This is a genomic window from Phytopseudomonas daroniae (genome assembly GCF_004327285.1).
GTDB classification, from domain to species: Bacteria; Pseudomonadota; Gammaproteobacteria; order Pseudomonadales; family Pseudomonadaceae; genus Aquipseudomonas; species Aquipseudomonas daroniae.
Map to the genome: position 1 here is coordinate 114,275 of NZ_QJUI01000007.1, position 16,963 is coordinate 131,237.

The 16,963-nt window shown below is 62.5% G+C and carries 19 protein-coding genes; 10 read left to right on the forward strand and 9 right to left on the reverse strand.

The window, feature by feature from the left end; genetic code table 11:
• Positions 1-4: 4 nt before the first annotated feature.
• From DNK06_RS09555 to yaaA, 6 genes are all read right to left on the reverse strand, one after another.
• Positions 5-2,638 carry a DEAD/DEAH box helicase gene (locus DNK06_RS09555; RefSeq protein WP_131179796.1) on the reverse strand — a complete coding sequence of 878 codons (2,634 nt, stop codon included), beginning with the start codon at positions 2,636-2,638 and terminating at the stop codon, positions 5-7.
• Between the two features lie 135 nt (positions 2,639-2,773).
• Positions 2,774-3,007 (reverse strand): YgjV family protein, encoded by a 234-nt coding sequence (locus DNK06_RS09560; protein WP_131179797.1) that lies wholly within the window; start codon positions 3,005-3,007, stop codon positions 2,774-2,776.
• A 192-nt stretch (positions 3,008-3,199) separates the two neighbouring features.
• On the reverse strand, positions 3,200-3,586 hold the full coding sequence (locus tag DNK06_RS09565) for a hypothetical protein (RefSeq protein ID WP_131179798.1): 387 nt from the start codon (positions 3,584-3,586) through the stop codon (positions 3,200-3,202).
• 57 nt (positions 3,587-3,643) lie between these two features.
• On the reverse strand, positions 3,644-4,474 hold the full coding sequence (locus DNK06_RS09570; RefSeq protein ID WP_131179799.1) for an SDR family oxidoreductase: 831 nt from the start codon (positions 4,472-4,474) through the stop codon (positions 3,644-3,646).
• Positions 4,475-4,521: 47 nt separating this feature from the next.
• Positions 4,522-4,986 (reverse strand): multidrug transporter, encoded by a 465-nt coding sequence (locus tag DNK06_RS09575; protein WP_131179800.1) that lies wholly within the window; start codon positions 4,984-4,986, stop codon positions 4,522-4,524.
• Positions 4,987-5,080: 94 nt separating this feature from the next.
• Positions 5,081-5,860 carry a peroxide stress protein YaaA gene (yaaA, locus tag DNK06_RS09580; RefSeq protein WP_131179801.1) on the reverse strand — a complete coding sequence of 260 codons (780 nt, stop codon included), beginning with the start codon at positions 5,858-5,860 and terminating at the stop codon, positions 5,081-5,083.
• 405 nt (positions 5,861-6,265) lie between these two features.
• On the opposite strand from yaaA, the gene DNK06_RS09585 reads away from it, so the two are divergent.
• The 4 genes from DNK06_RS09585 (at position 6,266) to moaE (ending at position 8,945) form a co-directional block, all read left to right on the forward strand.
• Positions 6,266-7,657: a PhoH family protein gene (locus DNK06_RS09585; RefSeq protein ID WP_131179802.1), complete on the forward strand. Its 1,392-nt coding sequence runs from the start codon at positions 6,266-6,268 to the stop codon at positions 7,655-7,657.
• A 109-nt stretch (positions 7,658-7,766) separates the two neighbouring features.
• Positions 7,767-8,246, forward strand: coding sequence for a cyclic pyranopterin monophosphate synthase MoaC (gene moaC / locus DNK06_RS09590; RefSeq protein WP_131179803.1), 480 nt, complete (start codon positions 7,767-7,769; stop codon positions 8,244-8,246).
• Positions 8,243-8,485 carry a MoaD/ThiS family protein gene (locus DNK06_RS09595; RefSeq protein WP_131179804.1) on the forward strand — a complete coding sequence of 81 codons (243 nt, stop codon included), beginning with the start codon at positions 8,243-8,245 and terminating at the stop codon, positions 8,483-8,485. The genes moaC and DNK06_RS09595 overlap by 4 nt, the downstream gene beginning before the upstream one ends.
• A gap of 1 nt (position 8,486) precedes the next feature.
• A complete protein-coding gene (gene moaE / locus DNK06_RS09600) occupies positions 8,487-8,945 on the forward strand; it encodes a molybdopterin synthase catalytic subunit MoaE (RefSeq protein ID WP_131179805.1) in 459 nt (152 codons plus the stop codon).
• Positions 8,946-8,959: 14 nt separating this feature from the next.
• On the opposite strand, the gene DNK06_RS25090 is transcribed toward moaE, so the two are convergent.
• Positions 8,960-9,124, reverse strand: coding sequence for a hypothetical protein (locus DNK06_RS25090; protein ID WP_165493640.1), 165 nt, complete (start codon positions 9,122-9,124; stop codon positions 8,960-8,962).
• 562 nt (positions 9,125-9,686) lie between these two features.
• Here DNK06_RS25090 and purT point away from each other — a divergent pair.
• Positions 9,687-10,868, forward strand: coding sequence for a formate-dependent phosphoribosylglycinamide formyltransferase (gene purT / locus DNK06_RS09610; protein WP_131179807.1), 1,182 nt, complete (start codon positions 9,687-9,689; stop codon positions 10,866-10,868).
• A 198-nt stretch (positions 10,869-11,066) separates the two neighbouring features.
• Here the strand turns inward: purT and DNK06_RS09615 are convergent, their stop codons facing one another.
• Positions 11,067-12,317 (reverse strand): HlyC/CorC family transporter, encoded by a 1,251-nt coding sequence (locus DNK06_RS09615; protein ID WP_131179808.1) that lies wholly within the window; start codon positions 12,315-12,317, stop codon positions 11,067-11,069.
• A 2-nt stretch (positions 12,318-12,319) separates the two neighbouring features.
• Positions 12,320-13,120 carry a cytochrome C assembly family protein gene (locus tag DNK06_RS09620; RefSeq protein WP_131179809.1) on the reverse strand — a complete coding sequence of 267 codons (801 nt, stop codon included), beginning with the start codon at positions 13,118-13,120 and terminating at the stop codon, positions 12,320-12,322.
• A gap of 193 nt (positions 13,121-13,313) precedes the next feature.
• Here DNK06_RS09620 and ffh point away from each other — a divergent pair, with 193 nt between their 5' ends.
• The 5 genes from ffh (at position 13,314) to rplS (ending at position 16,818) form a co-directional block, all read left to right on the forward strand.
• A complete protein-coding gene (gene ffh / locus DNK06_RS09625) occupies positions 13,314-14,690 on the forward strand; it encodes a signal recognition particle protein (protein WP_131179810.1) in 1,377 nt (458 codons plus the stop codon).
• 183 nt (positions 14,691-14,873) lie between these two features.
• Complete coding sequence (rpsP, locus tag DNK06_RS09630; protein WP_084306325.1) at positions 14,874-15,125, forward strand: 30S ribosomal protein S16; 252 nt, start codon at positions 14,874-14,876, stop codon at positions 15,123-15,125.
• A 7-nt stretch (positions 15,126-15,132) separates the two neighbouring features.
• A complete protein-coding gene (gene rimM, locus DNK06_RS09635) occupies positions 15,133-15,669 on the forward strand; it encodes a ribosome maturation factor RimM (protein WP_042555420.1) in 537 nt (178 codons plus the stop codon).
• 4 nt (positions 15,670-15,673) lie between these two features.
• The gene (gene trmD, locus DNK06_RS09640) at positions 15,674-16,426 is read left to right on the forward strand and encodes a tRNA (guanosine(37)-N1)-methyltransferase TrmD (RefSeq protein ID WP_131179811.1); all 753 of its coding nucleotides are present in this window, start codon (positions 15,674-15,676) and stop codon (positions 16,424-16,426) included.
• Positions 16,427-16,467: 41 nt separating this feature from the next.
• Positions 16,468-16,818: a 50S ribosomal protein L19 gene (gene rplS, locus DNK06_RS09645; protein ID WP_131179812.1), complete on the forward strand. Its 351-nt coding sequence runs from the start codon at positions 16,468-16,470 to the stop codon at positions 16,816-16,818.
• Positions 16,819-16,963 lie beyond the last annotated feature (145 nt).

Below are 16,963 nucleotides of genomic sequence, written 5' to 3' on the forward strand. Positions count from 1 at the left end.
CTTTTCAGTCACTCAGCGGAGCGAACAGCGCCTGCAGATCGTCTTCGCTGAGCTGCCATTGCGCCTGGCTGCCGCCTTCTTCCAGCAGGCCGCGAGCCAGGCTGGCCTTGGCGTGCTGCAGCTGCTGGATCTTCTCTTCAACGCTGCCCCGGGCGATCAGCTTGTAGACGAACACCGGCTTGTCCTGGCCGATCCGGTAGGCGCGGTCGCTGGCCTGGGCTTCGGCAGCCGGGTTCCACCAGGGATCGAAGTGGATCACGGTGTCGGCGGCGGTGAGGTTGAGGCCTGAGCCACCGGCCTTGAGGCTGATCAGAAAGACCGGAAACTGTCCCGCCTGGAACTGTTGCACCGGCGTGCGCCGGTCACGGGTGCTACCGGTGAGTTTGGCATAGGCGATGCCGCGGGCCTGCAGCTCGGCCTCGATCAGCGCGAGCATCGAGGTGAACTGGGAGAATAGCAGTACCCGGCGGCCTTCACTGATCAGCGCTTCGAGCATCTCCAGCAGGCTGCCGAGTTTGCCCGAATCGCTGCTGCCCAGATCGTCAGGCGCCTCGTTCAGCAGGCGTAGGTCGCAGCACACTTGACGCAGACGCAACAGTGCCTCGAGGATCACGATCTGGCTGCGTGCCAGGCCCTGGCGGGTGATTTCTTCACGCACCTTGCGATCCATGGCCAGGCGCAGGATTTCGTAGCGGTCGCGCTGCGCCGGCGTCAGTTCCACCCATTGGGTGATCTCGGTCTTGGGCGGCAGCTCGCGCGCCACCTGTTCCTTCTTGCGCCGCAGCACGAAGGGTTTGATGCGCCCGCGCAGGTGCGCCAGGCGCTGTTCGTTGCCGTGCTTCTCGATGGGGGTGCGATAGTTGCGGGTGAAGCTCTTGCTGTCGCCAAGCCAGCCAGGCATCAGGAAGTTGAACAGCGACCACAGCTCGCCCAGGTGATTCTCCAGCGGCGTCCCGCTCAGGCACAGGCGCTGGCGGGCGATAATCTGGCCCGCGGCGAGGGCTGCCTTGCTGCGCGGGTTCTTGATGCTCTGGGCTTCGTCGAGGATCAGCAGATGAAAGCGCTGCGCGGTCAGCGCCTTGAGGTCGCGCGGCAGCAGTGCATAGGTGGTGAGCACGATGTCGTGTTCGCCGATCAGTTTGAACTGGCTGCGCCGCTTGCTGCCATGCAAGGCCAGCACCTTGAGTGTCGGCGCGAAACGGGCGGCCTCGTCCTGCCAGTTAGGGATCAGGCTGGTGGGCATGACGATCAGGGCTGGGTGCTGCAGGCGACCGAGCTGCTTCTCCAGAAGGATGTGCGCCAGGGTCTGCAGGGTTTTACCGAGACCCATGTCGTCGGCCAGTACGCCGCCGACCTCCAGCTCGGCCAAGGCCTGCATCCAGCCCAGCCCCTGCAACTGGTAGGGCCGCAGTTGTGCTGCCAGATCGTCCGGGGCGCTCACCGTTTGCTGGGTGGTGTGCTGCAGACGCTGGGCGAAGTCGCGAAGCTCGGTGCCGCCATGCCAGTTCAGCGCCGGGCCTTGCTGCAGGACATTGAGGCGCGTCGCATCGGCGCGTGGCAAGCGCACTCGGGTGCCGATGTCTTCGCCGTCACCGATGAACAGTTCACCCAGCGCCGCCAGCAAGGGCTTGAGCCGCGCGTAGGGCAGCGCCACGCGCCGCTGGCTATGGGGCAGGGTGACCAGCAGCAGTTCCTCGTCCTGGCGCTGGGCCAGGGCTTCGCCGGAGAGCAGCCAGGGCGTGCGACGAATGGCCTGGAGCAGGATGGGTAGCAGGCTGATGCGCTGCCCTTCGACCTCGATACCCAGCTCCAGGTCGAACCAGCCGTGCTCGGGAACCTCGTCGACATCGGCATACCAGTCGTCGATCTGCGCGAGGTTGTACTGAAAGTCGGGCTGGATCTCGACACGCCAGCCCTCTGCGCTCAGCACCGGTACCTGTTGCTGCATGAAGGCCAGCCAGGCCGCATCACCCTGCAGCTCGAAGTGCTCGCCGGGGTGCTGGGCCAGGGCCTCGCTCTGTCGCAGGGCCGTTCGTAAGCCGCTGTCTTCCAGGCGACGACGCAGTTCTGCTTCGCGCGCTGCATCGCGCACGATGCGTAGCTGGCGCGTGGGGCCTAGGCGAAACAGCAGATCCTTGACCGGTTTGCCCGCCGCGCTATGGCCCTGATAGTCGAAGGCCAGCGCCGCCCGGTGTTGAGTCTGCTCCAGCATGCGGCCCTTGCGCGCATCGAAGTGCACGCGCACGTGGCTGCCGAGGGTCAGCACCGGTTGTGGCTGCACATCGTCGAGGAGGATTTCCTCCATCGGTTTCTCGACGATGATCAGCGAGCCGAGATCCTCGCCGGAGCGCTGACGTGCCTCCAGGGTGAGCAGGGCCGCGGCTACGTGCTTGCAGTTGAATCCCACTGGGCAACTGCAATGACCGGTCACGCTCCAGCCCTGGCCGTAGGGATGCAGGGTGATGCGTTGCTGGTACGGCCACTCGCCGCTGCCCAGACAACTGGCGAGCAGGCTGTGATCCTTGAGGCTGACCAGGCGGCTCAGGCCGCGGGTGGCGTAATCCTGGCCACGACGCAGCGCGCCATCATCGAAATCGCCGCGCCAGTCGGCCTGCTGCAGGTGCAGGATGTTTGGCATCAGGCGAGCTCTCTGAAGTCAAAAGCAGGGTTCGGCATGGCGGGATGAATGCGATGGCAAGCCGCAGATGGTCTCACAGCCTGAGCTGGATTGGCAGCTCGGATACGGCTGATGCCCCCGCGTCAGGGGCACCGTTCATTTGTCTTCAGTCTTGATCGCGCCGCGAATATTCATGGCCGCCAGGCACAGTTGCAGCACGATCAGTGCATACGCTTGGCTGTAAAGGCCCCAGATGATCCACAGCACATTGCTGGCCATGAATACCCAGAACCCCAGATTGCGCCGCTGGCGCTGTTTGGAGGCGACCAGCCAGGCAGCGGCGACGGTGACCAGCATGGCCGGCCATTGCAGCCAATCGATGTACTCCATGAGTGCGCCCGTTTACCGAGAGTGATGTCAGGTGCGACCGGTCGAGTGAACGGGTGTTCGACCTTTCAGACGGGGTCGCTCTCGCGTTTGGCCTGTCGGCACACATCCCGGCGCTGCTGCGGTGGTGCGCATTGATCAGGTAGATGACCACCTGCATTGCCAGTAAAGCGATGCGCCGCTGGTACGGCCTGATCATGGCATGCGCTTGAAGATTCGCTCCGAAAACAGCATCTGCGCGAGCAGTGGATAACTCAGGTAATGCAGGGCGAAGATCACCACGCCCATCGGGCTGGGCGCGTCCTGCAGCGTCATCATGGTCAGCAGGCCGGCATACAGCAGCGCGAGCATGCCGCCATACAGCCACACCAGGCGACGGCGCTCACCTCGGGTTGGCGGGCGGCGCTGCTGCCAGGCGAACAACAAGGCCATCAGTGCCGCGACGCTGGCGGCTATCACCAGAGTGGCCAGCACGCCGCCGAGTTTCACGAAGCTGCGCAGCAGCAGGTTGAGCAGTATGGCGGCCACGACACCGACGCTGGCGTAGCGAGTCATGGCGACGGGCAGATGGGATGGAGGCATGGCGGCACGGCCCAGTGCGAAAGGTTGAAGGCTGAGTCTCGCCGCTGACGCGGGGTTCTACAAGGCGCGATCCAGGCCGAAGCGACGGCTCAGCACTCGATCCAGCAGTGCGCCAGGCAGCAGAGCGGCGAGCAGCGGCAGTGCGCGGCTGCCATTGCCGAGGCGCAGCACCCGCGGCCGCTTGCGGCTGGTGACGGCGGCGAACACATTGCGTGCGACATGGCTGGCCGGTGTCGGATTGTCCTGGGACGCCATGGCGCGCGCGCGGATGCCTTCACGCATGGGCCACCAGGGTGAGTGCTCGCCGATCAACTGCTCGGCCTGGCGACTGGCATGGGTACCGAAGCTCGATTCGATGGCGCCGGGTTGCACTTCCAGCACGCCGACCCCGAAGGGCGCCAGTTCGAGACGCAAGGCATCGCTGAGTGCGTGTACGGCGGCCTTGGAGGCGCAGTAGGCACCTGCGAATGGCGTGACCAGTACTGCGGAGACGCTGCCGATGTTCACCACCAGCCCTTTGCTCTGGCGCAGCAAGGGGAACAGCGCGCGGGTCACGCCGACGATGGAGAACACGTTGGTTTCGAATTGCCGGCGCAGCGCCGGAGCACCGCCATCGAGCAGTGGGCCCATGGCGCCATAGCCGGCGTTGTTGATCAGCACGTCCAGGCCGTCTATTCGTTCCTTGAGCGTCGCTGCCAGCCGCTCGACAGCGGCGGCGTCGTCCACGTCCAGCTGCACGGCGTTGAAACCGGCTTCGCTCAGGCGCGCCACGTCTTCCTCTTTGCGGGCACTGGCCCAGACCTGGTAGCCCTGCTGCAGAAAGGTATCGGCCAGCGCGCGGCCGATGCCACTGGAACAGCCGGTGATCAGAACCGTGGGATGGCTCATGGATGAATCCTTGTGCTTGTTATTGTCAGGATCATGGGGGATCAGGCTCAGCGGCTGAACGTGCCTTGCAGCTGTTCGGCACGGAATTCCAGAGTGCTGGCGCGGTAGCCGCTACGCAGAGTAGGCAGGGGCAGGCAGGTTTGCCAGTCGGCGCCTGGCAGCAATTCGCCGGGGCCGCTGTAGCGCGGGGTTTCGTAAAGCCGCTGCGCCAGGTTGACGCTGTCGCCGGGCCGGTAGGCGGTTATCTGCCAGCGCAGCTCCAGCAGTGCGGCTTCGCTGCCATTGTGCAGGTTCAGGCTCAATGGGCGATCCGCCGGGCAGCTTTCAGGCGCATGGGTCAGGCGCAGTTCGAGGTGAGCCAGGTGGCGATTTTCCCGGCTCTCCTGCCACAGCACCCAGCTCGCCACCAGGCCCAGACCGACCAGCGCGGCAAGGGAAATGGGCAGAGCTTTGGCTGGGTAGCGGATCAGCAGGATGAACCAGCTGAGCACCAGAATCGCGCCGAAAATCATCGCTAGACCTTGAACGTCGAATGTACCCCAATCCTACACAAGCCTGGCTGCCTCGGCACGCTTGCAGGGGTTGGCGAATGTTTCCGCCGGGCGATCACTGCGCAGCGTGATCGCGCAGGAACACCAGCTTGTCGGCGCTGGAGTCCTTGGCCGAGAAGCGGTAACCCTGAGCGTCGAAATCCTTGAGATCCTGCGGATCTTTCAGACGCTCCCTGATCACATGGCGGGCCATCAGGCCACGGGCCTTCTTGGCATAGAAGCTGATGATCTTGTACTGGCCGTTCTTCAGATCCTTAAATTCGGTGTCGATGATGCGCGCCTTGAGTAACTTGCGCTTGACCGCTCCGAAGTATTCGTTGGATGCCAGGTTGAGCAGCACATCGTCGCCTTGGGCTTCCAGTGCCTGGTTCAGCCACTCGCTGATGTGCTCGCCCCAGAATGCGTAGAGATCCTTGCCACGGGCGTTGGCCAGCTTGGTGCCCATCTCCAGGCGGTAGGGCATCATCAGATCCAGTGGGCGCAGCAGGCCATAGAGTCCGGAAAGCATGCGCAGGTGCTGTTGGGCGAAGTCGAAATCCGCCTCTTCGAAGCTTTGCGCATCCAGGCCGGTGTACACATCGCCCTTGAACGCCAGCAGCGCCTGCTTGGCGTTCTGCGTGTCGAAGGCTGGCGTCCAGCTGCCGAAACGCGCGGCATTGAGGCCGGCGAGCTTGTCCGACAGATGCATCAGTTCGGCAATCTGCGCCGGAGAGAATTCGCGCAGCTGGGTGATGAGCGCTTGGGAGTGGTCGAGGAACTCGGGTTGGGTGAAGCGGGACGTCACCGGCGCGGTGTCGTAATCCAGGGTCTTGGCGGGTGAAATCACCATCAGCATAGGTCGTCTCCTTCAGCGGAGCGCCGATTCTAGCCGATTGACCAGACAGAGGAGGAGGCGGAACGACTGGCGCCTGACGGCGCAGCTGGACTTGTGACTTTAGCGGCGCGCTGCGCTAGCGCCAAGAGGCATTCGTCTATCTGTAAAATAAAATTAAAAAAGCTGAAAAGATCATTTTCCTGTCACATTTTTTGGAGTATCAACGAGGTGTGGTCTACGGCGAACCGGTCATGATGATCGGTCGACGCAGGCCACGCCTTGAAAGACCGCCGAACCCTGCAGACAGGTGGCGGCCCTCGGCCCTCATCCGTGTGCAGCTCTCCGTTCAGTCGGGGAGTCGGTGGCCCTGTGTGGCGGAGCGCCGTCCTGGCATTCCGTCGCTGGATCCGACAAGAGGTGACGAGTATGGATGACCACGGACGCATCAAGCCCACCGCCCCAACCTTGTACGCCCTCGACACCAATGTCCTGATTCACGACCCCAACGCGCTACTCAATTTCCAGGAGCACCACGTCGCCATTCCCATGACGGTGCTGGAGGAGCTGGACAAGCTGAAGACCGGCAAGCAGGGTGTCGCTGCCGAGTGCCGCCAGGCCATTCGCCTGATCGACAAGATTCTCGATGGCGCCAGCCCCGAGGAAGTCGAACACGGTGTGCCGATCCAGCGCGAGAAGAGCGGCCCCAGCGGTTTTCTGTCGATCCTCATGAGCAAGAGTGCAGCGCCCGTCACCTGGCTGCCGGAAGACCTCAACGACAACAAGATCATCAACCAGCTGGTCGAGCTGAAATCACGCCGGCCGGGCACCTCCGTGGTGCTGGTGACCAAGGACATCAACATGCGCCTGAAGGCGCGTGGCTGCGGTCTGGATTCCGAGGATTACCACACCGATCAACTGGTCGACGATATCTCGCTGCTCTCCAAGGGCTACCACAATGTCAGCGGCGCCTTCTGGGATCGCGTCGCCAAGGTCGATACCCGTCAGGGCCATGGTCGTACCTGGCACCGCGTGCAGCTGAGCGAGGAGCTGCCGGGAGTGAATGTCAATGAATTCATCATCGACGAGCAGGGTTTCGTCGGCTGGGTCAAGGAGGTTGAAGGCGGCGAGCTGCTGATTCTCGATCTGCACCAGGAGCCGCTGCTGCATCAGGAGGCCTGGGGCCTCAAACCGCGAGACATCTATCAGGCGCTGGCGCTCTATGCACTGCTCGATCCGGATATCCATCTGGTCAATCTGACCGGTGCCGCCGGTTCGGGTAAAACCATTCTGGCGCTGGCTGCGGCCATCGAACAGACCATGGTCAGCAAGCGCTACCGGCGCATCATCGCCACCCGCTCGGTGCAGGGGCTGGATCAGGAAATCGGCTTCCTGCCCGGTACCGAGGCCGAGAAGATGGAACCCTGGCTGGGCGCCATCACCGACAACCTCGAAGCCCTGCACATGGATGACGAGAATACCCACGGCAGCGTGGACTACATCCTGCAAAAGGTGCCGTTGCAGTTCAAATCGCTGAACTACATTCGCGGGCGCAGCTTCCAGCAGAGCCTGATCCTGATCGACGAGTGCCAGAACCTCACGCCGCACCAGATGAAAACCATCATCACCCGCGCTGGCAGTGGCTCCAAAGTGATCTGCCTGGGCAACCTGGCGCAGATCGACACGCCCTATCTGTCGGCTCCCAGTTCAGGCTTGACCTACCTCACCGAACGCTTCAAAGGCTTCGAGCACGGCGTGCACATCACCCTGCAGGGCGTTCCGCGCTCGATACTGGCCGAGTACGCGGAAAGCCACATGTAACCCTGTGCCCGGAGCCGTCGAGCGGCTCCGGGGGCTTTCTGTGGTGCCCACGGTTTGCATGGGCCGGCGCGGGGCCTACAATCGCCAGGTTTCTACTTGGAGATTGCCTGTGCTGACCCATCTCGACTCCCAGGGGCGCGCCAATATGGTCGACGTCAGCGACAAGGCGCAGACCGTGCGCGAGGCCGTGGCCGAGGCGCGCGTACGCATGCGTACCGAGACCCTGCAGATGATCGTCGACGGCGAACATCCCAAGGGCGACGTATTCGCCGTGGCGCGCATCGCCGGCATCCAGGCTGCGAAGAAAACCTCGGATCTGATCCCGCTGTGCCACCCGCTGATGCTGACCAGCGTCAGGGTCGAGCTGCAGGCCGACGGTGGCGACGCGGTGCTGATTCGTGCGCGCTGCAAGCTCACCGGCCAGACCGGCGTGGAAATGGAAGCGCTGACCGCTGCCAGTGTCGCGGCGCTGACCATTTACGACATGTGCAAGGCCGTGGATCGTGGCATGGTTATCGAGCAGGTGCGCCTGCTGGAGAAGGTCGGTGGCATGAGTGGCCATTTTCTGGTGGGAGAGGGCGAACGATGATCCGCGTGCAGTACTTCGCTCGTTACCGCGAAACCCTGGGGCTGGATGCCGAAGAGTTGCAGCCGGACTTTGCCAACCTCGACGAACTGCGCCAGCATTTGCTGGCGCGAGGCGGCACCTGGGAGGTGCTGGCCGAGCGTGGGCTGATGTGTGCGCGTAACGAAGAACTCTGCGCGCTGACCGAGCCGCTGGTCGATGGCGATGCGGTGGCGTTCTTCCCCACGGTCACCGGAGGCTGAGATGAGCATTCGCGTGCAGCAGGCCGCTTTCGATCCCGGGCTGGAAACCAATGCCGTGCATGCGGCCAATACCGGTGTCGGGGCGGTGGCCTGTTTCGTCGGCTATGTGCGTGATTTCAACGACGGTCGGGACGTGGCGGGGATGTTTCTCGAGCATTTCCCCGGTATGACGGAAAAGGCCCTGGCAGGTATCGAGGCCCAGGCACGTGAGCGCTGGCCGCTGCTGGGCGTCGAGGTGATTCACCGCGTCGGGCGCCTGGAACCGGGCGAGCCGATCGTCTTCGTCGGCGTGGCCAGCGCCCATCGGCAGGCGGCGTTCCAGGCCTGTGAGTTCATCATGGACTACCTGAAAACCCAGGCACCGTTCTGGAAGAAAGAAGACACCGCCGACGGCTCGCGCTGGGTCGAAGGGCGGGATAGCGATCAGGCGTCCTTGCAGCGCTGGCAAGCCGGCAGCTAGCGACCTGCCAAGGCTCAGCCGAACTCGATGAATACCTTGAAGAGCAGCGGCGCGAACATCGACAACACGCCCAGGCCGGTCAGCCAGATGCCCCATTCCTGATCGCGGTTGTTGAAGCCGATTCCCAGCAGCAGAAAGCCACTGACCAAAAGCACGATCATGATGTGGAAAGCGTCCATGGCGATGCCTCCTCGGAAAGTGTACGTGCCAGGAGCCACGCCGCTGCCTTTGTCGATGATGCAGCGACGGCATCCACTTTGAGCATAGACGAGGCCTGACCTGGTCACACTGATCCAGGACAATTCGCGGGATCAATAAAGAGCCGTGAGCTCCATCGATTGGAGGAAGCGCTGCGCCGCCGCCTAGGGTCTGTTGACGTTTCACGCACGGCCGCGCCGGAGCCCGTTTTGCCGCGAGGCAAGGCACGAGCCGCGAAGTTTAGCTGGCTAAATGAGCCGGCGAGAAACGCAGCATCGCGGCAAAACAGGCCCGGCCCTTCGGGTTGCGCGGGAAATCTCGCCATGCGTTGTTGGAGGACTTGGCAAGGGAACAACCATTCCCTGCGTCCTCCGCCTAGCCTGGCGAGATTTCTCGCAGCAACGCGGCTCGCGCTGAAACGTCAACAGACCCTAGAGCCTTGCGTTGGCCGGGCGATTGACGGCTCAGCGATTTTGTTCGCGGTCTACGCCTCCCATGATTAAAATCGTCGTCTGAATTCTCCTGCTACCCAAGGATCCTGTTATGCCCCGTATCGGAACCCCTCTGTCGCCCAGCGCGACCCGTGTGTTGCTGTGTGGCTCGGGCGAGCTCGGCAAGGAAGTGGTGATCGAGCTGCAGCGCCTCGGCGTCGAAGTGATCGCCGTCGATCGTTATGCCAACGCACCGGCCATGCAGGTGGCGCACCGCAGTCACGTGATCAGCATGCTCGATGGTGCGGCGTTGCGCGCGGTGATCGAGCTGGAGAAGCCGCATTACATCGTGCCGGAGATCGAAGCGATTGCCACCGCCACGCTGGTCGAGCTGGAGAACGAAGGCTATACGGTGATCCCCAGCGCCCGTGCCGCGCAACTGACCATGAACCGTGAGGGCATCCGTCGCCTGGCCGCCGAAGAACTGGGCGTGCCGACGTCGCCATATCAGTTCGCCGACTCCCTCGAAGAGTTTCAGGCTGCCGTCAGCGCCATCGGTTTCCCCTGCGTGGTCAAACCGATCATGAGTTCGTCGGGCAAGGGCCAGTCGGTGCTCAAAGGTGCCGATGACGTGCAGAAGGCCTGGGATTACGCCCAGGCCGGCGGCCGTGCCGGCAAGGGCCGGGTGATCGTCGAGGGCTTTATCGACTTCGATTACGAAATCACCCTGCTGACCGTGCGCCACGTTGGCGGTACCACTTTCTGTGCGCCGGTTGGTCACCGCCAGGAGAAGGGCGACTATCAGGAATCCTGGCAGCCCCAGGCGATGAGCCCGGCCGCGCGTGCCGAGGCCGAACGTATCGCCCTGGCCGTCACCGGCTCCCTTGGTGGTCGCGGTCTGTTCGGCGTCGAGCTGTTCGTCAAGGGCGACCAGGTGTGGTTCTGCGAAATCTCCCCGCGTCCTCATGACACCGGCCTGGTGACCCTGATCTCTCAGGATCTGTCCGAGTTCGCCCTGCATGCACGGGCCATCCTCGGTCTGCCGATTCCGGCGATCCGCCAGTTCGGCCCATCGGCATCGGCGGTGATCCTGGTGGAAGGCGAGTCGACACAGGTCAGCTTCGGCAACCTGGGGGCGGCACTCACCGAGCCGGATACCGCACTGCGCCTGTTCGGCAAACCGGAAGTCAGTGGCCAGCGTCGCATGGGCGTGGCCCTGGCACGTGACGAGTCGCTGGAAGCCGCACGCGCCAAGGCGCTGCGTTCGGCGCAGGCGGTCAAGGTCGAACTGTAAGAACCTCTCCCGGATCTGCAGGTACGATCGTAAAAGGGGAGAGCGGCCTGTCGTAGGGTGGATGACGCTCTTTTCATCCACCAATGCGATTGCAGAGTGGTGGACGGATCGGGCCGCGCAGGTGAAGCGTCGTCCACCCTACGCCCGCCCTCGCCTTGTTGCGTCTAATCGCTTAAGGGAAGGGTCTGACCACTGGTTTCACTGCGGCTGGCATTCCCAGGCCCGCACCTCGAGCACCCGGCTGTCGGTGGCTTTGAGGATTTCCAGACGGTAATGGCCAACTTGCAGGCATACGGCGCTGGCCGGGATGTTCTCCAGTACCTCGGTCACCAGGCCGTTGACGGTTTTCGGCCCGTCGACTGGCAGGTTCCAGCCCAATGCCCGGTTCACTTCGCGTAGATAAGCGCTGCCCTTGATCGCCCAGGTACCATCTCCCAGTGGGTGAAATTCACTCGGGTGAGCGGTTTCTACCGTGCTCAGGTCGCCGACGATCTCTTCCAGAATATCTTCCAGGGTGACGATACCCATGGCCTCGCCGTACTCGTCGACGACGATGCCGGTGCGGTACTTGTGCTGCTGGAAATTCACCAACTGGGTTGCCAGCGTCGTGACTTCCGGGACGAAGTAGGGCGCATCGCAGGCCTGCAGCAGGGTCGTTTCGTCCAGTTCACTGTGGCCCGCCAGGCGGCGCATATGCAGGATGCCTTCGATCTGGTTGAGGCTGTTGCGATATACCGGCAGGCGCGTGTGCGAGGCGTTGCGGATCTGTTCGATCAGCGGCACGCTGCCTTGCAGGTCGATGCCGACGACTTCGTGGCGGGGAATCATGATGTCGTTCACGTTGACCCGATCCAGTTCGAGCACGCCCAGCAACATGGTGCGTCTTTCTCTGGGGAGCGGCAGGTCATCGGCCTGTAGTGCACTGCGCAGCTCTTCCAGGCTGAGATTGTCGTTTTGCGCACCCTCCACGGGTTTGCCGATTCGGCTGCGCAGTGCCTGGCTGATGATCAGCAGCAGGCTGGTCAGGGGAGACAGCGCGACACTGACGAGCAGCAGTGGCCGGCTCGCCGGGTAGGCAAACAGGTGTGTCGGCAGGATCGCCAGCACGCGCCCGAGCGGATGCGCCAGTATCAGCACGGCCAGGGTGAGCACGAACGGTGAAATGACCTGGATGGCATTACCGCTTTGGCTCAGCGCCAGCAGCGTGGCGGCTACCGAAGCGGCCATGGTGCTGCAGATCGTGCCGATGCGCAGGGTGGCGGAGAGGCGTTGCGGTTGATCCATCAACTTGATCAGGCGTGCGGCGGCGCGATGGCCCTGGCGGGCGCGGTGGCGCAGCCGATAGCGATTGAGGCTGAACAGCACGGTGCGCGCGCAGATGAAGAATGCCGCGCAGCCCAGCAGCAGAAGCAGCAGGGCCAACTGAGGAATGAGGGAGGGCGTGTCCACGGTCAGATGTGGAGGATGAATTCGCGAACCAGCTTGCTGCCGAAGAATGCCAGCATCAGCAGGCAGAACCCCGCCAGCGTCCAGCGAATCGCCTTGTGCCCACGCCAGCCGAGCTGGTGGCGGCCCCACAGCAGCACGGCGAATACCACCCAGGCGAAGCAGGACAGGATGGTCTTGTGCACCAGGTGCTGGGTAAACAGGTTGTCGATGAAGATCGCCCCGGACAGCAGCGATAGCGACAGCAGCGCCCAGCCGCACCACAGGAAGCCGAACAGCAGGCTCTCCATGGTTTGCAGAGGCGGGAAGTTGCGAATCAGCCCGGATGGGTGCTTGTGCTTGAGCTGATGATCCTGCACCAGTAGCAGCAGCGACTGGAACATGGCGATGGTCAGCATGCCGTAAGCCATGATCGACAGCAGGATGTGGGCGAGGATGCCGGGCCCTTCTTCCAGCGGTTGGGTGGTGCCGCTGGGCATGAACTGGGCGAACAGTACCGTCAGGCCGCCGAGGGGAAAGAGGAACAGCAGCAGGTTCTCTACCGGCATACGCTGGCTGGCCAGCAGAATGAGCACGATTACGGTGTAGGCGATCAGGCTGGCGGTGTTGAAGAAGTCCAGAGTCAGGCCGACGCTGTTGTGCATCTGCATGAACAGACTGCCGCCGTGGAAGAACAGGGCGATGACGCCAAGAAGCGCCAGCAGGCGTTTGCTGGGTGTGCTGCGGCGGGTCAGGTGCAGGCCTTGATAGCTGGCGGCGCCAAAGTAGAAAATGGCCGCGGCGAGGCTGGGCAACAGAGGGTGCATAGATCCTGAATGACAAGGCCTGAAAGGCGCTGAGTGTGGCACACAACGGTTGCCGCCAAAAGACCGTAAACGGTATCCGCTCTCATATGTCGCAGGGGCTCCGATAAAGAAGCCTCAACAGCAGGGCAGTCTTGGTTATAATCCGCCGTTTGCTGCCAGCCCATCCCGGCCCGACGGCCTGAAAGGAACGCGCATGTTCGAAAATCTAACAGATCGCCTCTCGCAGACTCTGCGCAGCGTCACTGGCAAGGCCAAGCTGACCGAGGACAATATCAAGGACACCCTGCGTGAAGTGCGCATGGCGCTGCTCGAGGCCGACGTGGCGCTGCCCGTGGTCAAGGACTTCGTCGCCCGGGTCAGGGATCGTGCGGTCGGCACCGAAGTATCGAAGAGCCTGACGCCCGGCCAGGCATTCGTGAAAATCGTGCGCCTGGAGCTGGAAAGCCTCATGGGCGCGGCCAACGAAGACCTCGACCTGAGTACCACGCCGCCAGCGGTCGTGCTGATGGCCGGTCTGCAGGGCGCGGGCAAGACCACCACCGTGGGCAAGTTGGCGCGCTTCCTCAAGGAGCGCAAGAAGAAGAGCGTGATGGTGGTGTCGGCGGACGTCTATCGTCCGGCGGCGATCAAACAGCTGGAAACCCTGGCCAGCGACATCGGCGTGACCTTCTTTCCGTCCGATATCACCCAGAAGCCGGTAGCCATCGCCGAAGCGGCGATCCGCGAAGCCAAGCTCAAATACATCGATGTGGTGCTGGTGGATACCGCCGGTCGTCTGGCTATCGATGCCGAGATGATGGCCGAGATCCAGGCGCTGCACGCGGCGGTCAAGCCGGTGGAGACCCTGTTCGTGGTCGATGCCATGACCGGTCAGGACGCCGCCAACACTGCCAAGGCCTTCAATGACGCCCTGCCGCTCACCGGGGTGGTGCTGACCAAGGTCGACGGTGATGCCCGTGGCGGTGCCGCACTGTCGGTTCGCGCGATCACCGGCAAGCCGATCAAGTTCATCGGTATGGGCGAGAAGAGCGAAGCGCTCGAGCCGTTCCATCCCGAGCGGATCGCCTCGCGCATCCTCGGCATGGGCGATGTGCTCAGCCTGATCGAGCAGGCCGAGCAGACCCTCGACCGGGACAAGGCCGAGAAGCTCACCAAGAAGCTGAAGAAGGGCAAGGGCTTCGATCTCGAAGACTTCCGTGACCAGCTCGTGCAAATGAAGAGCATGGGCGGCCTCGGCGGCCTGATGGACAAGCTGCCGCAGATGGGCGGCGTCAACCTGTCGCAGATGGGCGGCGCCCAGGGCGCAGCGGAGAAGCAGTTCAAGCAGATGGAGGCGATCATCAACTCCATGACGCCTGGCGAGCGCCGCGACCCCGAAATCATCAGCGGTTCGCGCAAGCGCCGCATCGCCATGGGTTCCGGCACCCAGGTGCAGGACATCGGCCGACTGATCAAGCAGCACAAACAGATGCAGAAGATGATGAAGAAATTCACCGCCAAGGGTGGCATGGCCAAGATGATGCGCGGCATGGGCAGCATGATGCCGGGCGGCGGCATGCCGAAGTTCTAGAAAAGCAGTTGCAAGCCTCAAGCTTCAAGCCGCAAGAGAGCTGGGTCTCCGGGATTTTGCTTTTACTTGCAGCTTGTGGCTTGAAGCTTGCCGCTTTTGCTCTTAGAATACGCGGCCTTTCGGGCCTAGGCCCATTTTTGATGTGTGCCTCAAGTTAGCACCGACTACAGGAACGATGTTCACATGGTAACTATTCGTCTCGCTCGTGGCGGCTCCAAAAAGCGCCCCTTCTACCACCTGACCGTGACCAACAGCCGCAATGCGCGCGACGGTCGCTTCGTAGAGCGTATCGGCTTCTTCAATCCGATCGCTTCGGGTGCTGAAGTCAAGCTGTCCGTGAATCAAGAGCGCGCTACCTACTGGCTCGGCCAGGGCGCACAGCCGTCTGAGCGCGTTGCTCAGCTGCTGAAAGAAGCTGCCAAGGCTGCTGCCTAAGCACTTTATGAGCACGACGCCGGCTCCCGCCGAGGATCTGATGGTTCTTGGCAAGATTGTCTCGGTGCATGGCGTCAAGGGTGAGGTGAAGGTGTTTTCCTTTACCGATCCACTGGATAACGTGCTCGATTACCCTCGCTGGACGCTGCGGCGCGATGGCGAGGTGAAACAGGTTGAACTGGCTGGTGGACGCTTGCAGGGCAAGGTTCTGGTCGCCAGGCTGAAAGGGCTCGATGATCGTGAAGTGGCGCGTACCTACGCCGGCTTCGAGATCTGCGTTCCCCGCAGCCTGTTGCCCGAACTGGAAGACGGCGAGTTCTACTGGTATCAGCTGATAGGTCTCAAGGTCATCGATCAGGCGGGGCAATTGCTCGGCAAGATCGATCATCTGTTCGAGACCGGTGCCAACGATGTGATGGTGGTCAAGCCGTGCATCGACAGCCTCGATGATCGCGAGCGTCTGTTGCCTTATACGCAACAGTGCGTGTTGTCGATCAGCCTCGAGGCTGGCGAGATGCGGGTCGACTGGGATGCGGACTTCTGACGCCATGCCGAGCTTGCGCGTCGATGTCATTACGCTGTTCCCGGAAATGTTCGCCGCCATCGGCGATTACGGCATTACCAGCCGTGCGGTAAGGCAGGAGCTGTTGCAGCTGACCTGCTGGAACCCACGCAGTTACACCACGGATCGTCATCACACCGTTGACGACCGCCCCTTCGGTGGCGGTCCTGGCATGGTGATGAAGATCAAGCCGCTCGAAGATGCTCTGGCTGATGCCAGGCAGGCCAGCGGCGGTCAGGCGAAGGTGATCTACCTTTCGCCACAAGGCCGCCCGCTGACGCAGGCGGCGGTACGCGAGCTGGCGAAGGAGGAGCGTTTGATCCTCATCGCCGGCCGCTACGAAGGCGTCGACGAGCGTTTCATCGAAACGCACGTCGACGAGGAATGGTCGATTGGCGACTACGTCCTGTCCGGCGGTGAGCTGCCGGCCATGGTGCTGATCGATGCGGTAACGCGCCTTTTGCCTGGTGCATTGGGTCATGCAGATTCGGCCGAGGAAGACTCCTTCACGGATGGCTTGCTCGACTGCCCGCATTACACCCGTCCGGAGGTGTATGTGGATAAACGTGTTCCTGAGGTGCTGCTTGGCGGCAACCACGAACACATCCGGCGCTGGCGTTTGCAGCAGTCCCTGGGACGCACCTGGGAACGCCGTGTCGATCTTCTGGATAGCCGCTCGCTTTCTGGAGAAGAGAAAAAGCTGCTGGAGGAATATATCCGCCAGCGGGACGATAACTAAATATCGATGGCCGGCCTGACGGCCCGTCTTAGGAGCGCAGCATGACCAACAAAATCATTCAGCAGATCGAAGCTGAGCAGATGAGCAAAGAGATCCCGACCTTTGCCCCGGGCGACACCGTAATCGTCCAGGTAAAAGTAAAGGAAGGTGACCGTCAGCGTCTGCAGGCGTTCGAAGGTGTGGTAATCGCCAAGCGTAACCGCGGTCTGAACAGTGCCTTCACCGTGCGCAAGATCTCCAGCGGCGTAGGCGTAGAACGTACTTTCCAGACTTACAGCCCTCTGGTCGACAGCCTGTCCGTCAAGCGTCGTGGTGACGTTCGCAAGGCCAAGCTGTACTACCTGCGCGACCTGTCCGGCAAGGCAGCACGCATCAAGGAGAAGCTGGCTTAAGCCACGCTTCCCTCTCGAAAAAAGCAGCCCAGGGCTGCTTTTTTCGTTTCTGGCGTTTGTTGAAACGGCAGCAAGGTGGCGCAAGCAGCCGTAGGGTGGATCGGGGCGCGTAGCTGACGCTCTTTTCATCCACCATTGCGATCGC

Bases quoted from the DNA above. Each gene is read 5' to 3' on its own strand.
- DNK06_RS09555 (WP_131179796.1), bottom strand. From the start codon at position 2,638: ATGCCAAACATCCTGCACCTGCAGCAGGCCGACTGGCGCGGCGATTTC.
- DNK06_RS09560 (WP_131179797.1), bottom strand. From the start codon at position 3,007: ATGGAGTACATCGATTGGCTGCAATGGCCGGCCATGCTGGTCACCGTC.
- DNK06_RS09565 (WP_131179798.1), bottom strand. From the start codon at position 3,586: ATGCCTCCATCCCATCTGCCCGTCGCCATGACTCGCTACGCCAGCGTC.
- DNK06_RS09570 (WP_131179799.1), bottom strand. From the start codon at position 4,474: ATGAGCCATCCCACGGTTCTGATCACCGGCTGTTCCAGTGGCATCGGC.
- DNK06_RS09575 (WP_131179800.1), bottom strand. From the start codon at position 4,986: ATGATTTTCGGCGCGATTCTGGTGCTCAGCTGGTTCATCCTGCTGATC.
- yaaA (WP_131179801.1), bottom strand. From the start codon at position 5,860: ATGCTGATGGTGATTTCACCCGCCAAGACCCTGGATTACGACACCGCG.
- DNK06_RS09585 (WP_131179802.1), top strand. From the start codon at position 6,266: ATGGATGACCACGGACGCATCAAGCCCACCGCCCCAACCTTGTACGCC.
- DNK06_RS09595 (WP_131179804.1), top strand. From the start codon at position 8,243: ATGATCCGCGTGCAGTACTTCGCTCGTTACCGCGAAACCCTGGGGCTG.
- moaE (WP_131179805.1), top strand. From the start codon at position 8,487: ATGAGCATTCGCGTGCAGCAGGCCGCTTTCGATCCCGGGCTGGAAACC.
- DNK06_RS25090 (WP_165493640.1), bottom strand. From the start codon at position 9,124: ATGGACGCTTTCCACATCATGATCGTGCTTTTGGTCAGTGGCTTTCTG.
- purT (WP_131179807.1), top strand. From the start codon at position 9,687: ATGCCCCGTATCGGAACCCCTCTGTCGCCCAGCGCGACCCGTGTGTTG.
- DNK06_RS09620 (WP_131179809.1), bottom strand. From the start codon at position 13,120: ATGCACCCTCTGTTGCCCAGCCTCGCCGCGGCCATTTTCTACTTTGGC.
- ffh (WP_131179810.1), top strand. From the start codon at position 13,314: ATGTTCGAAAATCTAACAGATCGCCTCTCGCAGACTCTGCGCAGCGTC.
- rpsP (WP_084306325.1), top strand. From the start codon at position 14,874: ATGGTAACTATTCGTCTCGCTCGTGGCGGCTCCAAAAAGCGCCCCTTC.
- rimM (WP_042555420.1), top strand. From the start codon at position 15,133: ATGAGCACGACGCCGGCTCCCGCCGAGGATCTGATGGTTCTTGGCAAG.
- trmD (WP_131179811.1), top strand. From the start codon at position 15,674: ATGCCGAGCTTGCGCGTCGATGTCATTACGCTGTTCCCGGAAATGTTC.
- rplS (WP_131179812.1), top strand. From the start codon at position 16,468: ATGACCAACAAAATCATTCAGCAGATCGAAGCTGAGCAGATGAGCAAA.